Origin of the sequence: Micromonospora parastrephiae, from assembly GCF_016802865.1 — a bacterium.
Taxonomy (GTDB): domain Bacteria; phylum Actinomycetota; class Actinomycetes; order Mycobacteriales; family Micromonosporaceae; genus Micromonospora; species Micromonospora parastrephiae.
In genome coordinates this window covers 1-4,484 of sequence record NZ_JAEVHM010000303.1, presented here as the reverse complement: position 1 = coordinate 4,484, position 4,484 = coordinate 1, and the positions used below count along the sequence as shown (strand labels likewise).

Sequence of the window (4,484 nt, the reverse complement as noted above, 5' to 3'; positions counted from 1 at the left end):
GTGCCCGGCGGAGGGATCAAGCCTGACCGCCCGGAGCCGGGCACGGTCGGCCACACCCCACCCCGGCACACGACGACCCGCGCCGGAAGAACCCGAGGCCCGGTGCGCTACCCCGCCAACCGCCACCGGCCGTTGCGGGCGACCAGCGTGGTGAGGGCCTGCGGCATCAGCCCGGAGTGGTTGTCCGGCGTCATCCGGATCGGGCCGGAGAGGCCGTCCATCTGGGACGTCTCCAGGACGTCACGGATGCCGTTGCGGTCCACCTTGCTGGCCTCGCCACCGGCGCGCAGCTCGGCGTCGGCGATCAACTGCACCGCGTCAGCGGCAAACGACGACGATCCGTTGTAGCCGCCGTAGCGCGCGGTGTAGTCCTGGAACCACTGCCGCCGGGCCGCCTTCGCCGGAGTGGTGGCGATCACGTCGTCGATCACCATCGTCTGGGTGAAGATCAGCGTGGCCCGTTCGGTGGCGCGGGCCGCCGCGCCGAGGAACAGGTCGCCGGCCGCTCCGGCGTCGAAGAACAGCGACCCACGGAAGGCGGCCTGCTGGGCGCTGGTGGCGGCCAGCGCCGCCTGCTCCGGAGGCGTCCAGATCACCAGCGCGTCGGGCTTGTCCGAGGCGAGCTGGCCGACCTGCTGGCTGACCTCGGTGTCGGTGGTCTTCACCGCCTGCTCGCCGACCGGCTTGATGTTGGCCTTGGCCAGCTCGCGGCGCAGCGCGGCGACGCCCTCCCGGCCGTAGTCGTCGTCGCTGTAGAGCAGGCCCACCTTGCGGACCGCCTTGCGGCGCAGTTCGGAGGTGAGTGCGGCGGCGCTGTCGGCGGCGTTCGGGCCCAGCTTGAACACGTAGCGCCGTTCGGGGACCGGAGCGGCGACCGCCCCGGAAGCGGCGAGCGCAATGGTGGGAATCCGCTTCTCGTTGATGGTCCCAACCGCGCCCACCGCGCATTCGTTACAGCCGCCCATGATGATGGCGCTGACTTGGGAATCGCTGCTGAAGTCGGCGATGTTGCGCAGTGACTCGGCGGCGTCGGAACGGTTGTCCTTCACCCTCAGATCGATCTTCCGGTCGTTCAGTGCTCCGGAGGAGTTCAACTGGTCGACCTTGAGTTCCAGGGCCCTCTGGTATGCCCGACCCACGGACGCGGCGGCGCCGGAGAGTTCGAGGTCCGCAGCGATCACGATCGGACTCGTGTCCTGGTCGGCCTCGCCGAACTGGCAGCCGGTGAGCGTGGTGGCAACTACGGCCGATGCGAGCGCCGCGATGGTCGCGGAGCGGATGGGGCTCAACTCAGTCCTCCAGGTGCGGGCGCGGGCGCTGCCCGGTCACCGCCGCTAATCCGTCCTCAGTGGAGGACGGGATCTCTCCTGCCGTACGGTGTGCGCGAAGCCTGCAAAACCTTGCCAATGGCCGGCGCTGTGGTCAAGCGCGGACCCCGGTTGCATTTTCGGGACGGCCATCCCACATGCTGGGGTAACGCAATGTTTGCAAAAGCTCACTTTGCATACACGCGCGACCACTCTGGAGTTACATGCCCTGTTCAGGGGCTTGCGGAGATGAAGGTATCAGTTGACCGGATCACGGGTTCCGCGCCGTCCGACCGTTTCCGACCTCACTGCGGCTTCCCAAACAGGATCATCTCTGATGAAATCGCGGCCGTGCCGCGCGTGGTCCCCTCCGCTCACGGCACGGTTCGGCGGGTCAGGCGGGGAAGAAACGACGGAGGCGATGTCGTGAGCACCGGACCGACGACCCTGCCCGCGCTCGGTGACTCCGCTCGGCGTCCGCGCCGAGGACTGCCGAGGCTGCGTGACGCCCGGATCCGGTCCAAGCTGGCGCTGATCCTGGTCGTTCCCGTGGCGGCGGTGATCGCACTGGCCACGGTCCGGCTGATCTCGGTCGGCGAAGGCGCCTTCGACGCCACCCGGGCACGATCGCTCACCGCGCTCTCCATCGACGTCAGCGCGCTCACCCAGGACCTGCAGTCCGAGCGGATGGCGGCGGCGGCCTACCTGGCCGCCCCGCAGCAGCCGGCCGACGCGTTCAACCTGCGGGTCCGTCAGACGCAGCAGCGGGTCGACGAGTACCGCGCCGAACGGGGCCGGATCGGCGACGTGCCGGCGGCTCTGCGGGACCGACTCGCGGTGATCGACGACCACCTGGCCACGCTGGACGGCACCCGGCAGGAGGTGCTGGATCGCCGGCAGATGGCGGTTGCCGAGGCGGTGCTGCGCTACGGCGTCATCCTCACCGACCTGGTCGCCTACGGTGACGGCCTCGCCCAGCTGCCCGGCGACGAGGGCCTGGCGGACAGCCGCCGGGCCGTTGCCGCGTTCGCCCGAGCCAAGGCGTCGGTGGCCGAGGAGCAGGCGGTCGCCTTCACCGCGCTCACCGCCGGCCAGCTCGACGAGGAGCAGTTCTCCTCCTTCGTGGCCACCCTGACCAGCCAGCAGGAGGCCCTGGTCGCCTTCTCGCTCGCCGCCGACCCGGTGCAGCGCGCCCTGGTCGACAGCACCGTCTCCGGTGACGCGGTCGGCCTTTCCGACCGGGTGGCCACCGACCTCACCCGCTCCGTCGGGCAGCGCCCACTGGTCAGCGCACAGGACGCCACCGCCGCCATCGGCGCGGTCAACGACCTGATGCGCTGGGCCGAGGTCCAACTGCAGAACCGCCTCCTCGAACAGGCCGACCAGGCGCGCTCGGACGTCATCCGGCAGGCCGTGGTCGAGTCGGTGCTGGTGCTGCTCACCCTGATCATCGCCGTGACGCTGGCCGTGGTGCTGGCCCGCTCGCTGAACCACTCGCTGCGCCGGCTGCGCGAGGGCGCCCTGTCGGTGGCCAACCACGACCTGCCCGACGCGGTGCGGCGGCTGCAGAACATGGGCAGCGTGGGCGACGGCGGCGTGGAGGAGATCGTCCGGCAGGTCCGGGATCCGATCCAGCTCACCAACCGCGACGAGGTCGGTCAGGTGGCCCTGGCCTTCAACGTCGTACACCGGGAGGCGGTGCGGGTCGCGGCCGAGCAGGCCGCGCTGCGTACCAGCGTCTCGGCGATGTTCCTCAACCTGGCCCGCCGCAGTCAGACCCTGGTCGACCGGATGATCGGCGAGCTGGACGCGATCGAGCGTGGCGAGGAGGACCCGAAGCGGCTGGCCCAGCTCTTCGAGTTGGACCACCTGGCCACCCGGATGCGCCGCAACGACGAGAACCTGCTGGTGCTGGCCGGCGCCGACTCCGCCGTACCGCGTCGCGACGACGCGCTGGTGGTGGACGTGCTGCGCGCCGCGCAGTCCGAGGTTGAGCTGTACAACCGCATCGAGTTCGGCACCGTGGACACCGACATCTCGGTGGCCGCGCACGCCGTCAACGACGTGGTGCGGCTCGTCGCCGAACTGCTCGACAACGCGACGAGGTTCTCGCCGCCGAACACCACGGTGGTCGCCGACGGCCGCCGGATCCGTGACTACGTCCTGATCCAGATCGAGGACCGCGGGCTCGGCCTCACCGACGACCAGCTCGACTCGCTCAACCGGCGCCTGGCCGCGCCGCCGAGCGTGGACGTCGCCGCGTTCCGACTGATGGGTCTCGCCGTGGTGAGCCGGCTCGCCTCCCGCTACGGCATCCGGGTGGAGTTGCGCCGCAACGTGGAAGGCGGCACCGTCGCCCAGGTGACGCTCCCCGCCACCACAGTGGCGCTGCCCACCAACCGGGGCCGCGAGCAGGTGCTGACCCGGCCGCGCCAGCCGATGGCGGTCGAGCAGACGCCGCTCACCCCGGCCGGTCACGCCGAGTCGTACTCGGGTGCCACCACCGCGGCGGCGACGCTGCCCGACCAGTGGCGGACCAGCACGTCCGCTCCGACGCAGTGGCAGTCCCCGGTGGACGCGCGGGACACCACCCCGTCCGTGCAGGCCGGCGGCTTCACCGGCGCGCACCAGACGGTGCCGCCCGCGCCGGCCCCGGCCGCCCCGGTCCCGCCGTCCCGACCCGCCTACAGCAACGGCGCCGGTGCCTCGGTGGGCAGCCCGACCGTGGCGTACCCGACCGTCGACCCGCTGCCCCGGCGGGGCTCCGGAGCGGACACCGCAGACGGACGTACCCCGCCGGTGCTGCCGGTCGGACCGGTCGCCGGCCCCGGTGCGGTCGCCACCCCGCCGGCGCCGTCGGTGCCGGCCGCCCCGGTCAGCACCCGCCCCGACTTCCCCGCCGAGGCGCCGATCTTCCGGGAGATGGAGGCGGTCTGGTTCCGGTCGCACGGCGACGACGCCACCGCGATCTTCACCCGGCCGCAGTTCGACACGCCCCCGGCATCCACCGCTGCGGCCGACGCCGGCCTGCGCTCGGGTGGTGGCGGTCAGCCGACCGCGACGTCCGCGCCGGCCGCCGCGCCGGCCCGACCGCCACTGCCGACCCGTACCCCGGGCAGCTCCGGCGACGGCGCCGGAGCGCAGACCGCGGGAAGCATGGACGGATTCCGCACCGGG

General features: G+C 72.0%; 2 protein-coding genes. One reads left to right on the top strand and one right to left on the bottom strand.

The window, feature by feature from the left end; translation table 11 throughout:
- Window positions 1–107 precede the first annotated feature (107 nt).
- Window positions 108–1,289, bottom strand: a complete 1,182-nt coding sequence (locus JNW91_RS29875; RefSeq protein WP_203178852.1) for an ABC transporter substrate-binding protein — start codon at window positions 1,287–1,289, stop codon at window positions 108–110.
- 444 nt (window positions 1,290–1,733) lie between these two features.
- Here JNW91_RS29875 and JNW91_RS29870 point away from each other — a divergent pair.
- Window positions 1,734–4,484: sensor histidine kinase (locus tag JNW91_RS29870; protein WP_203178851.1), on the top strand; the 2,751-nt coding region annotated here is incomplete at its 3' end.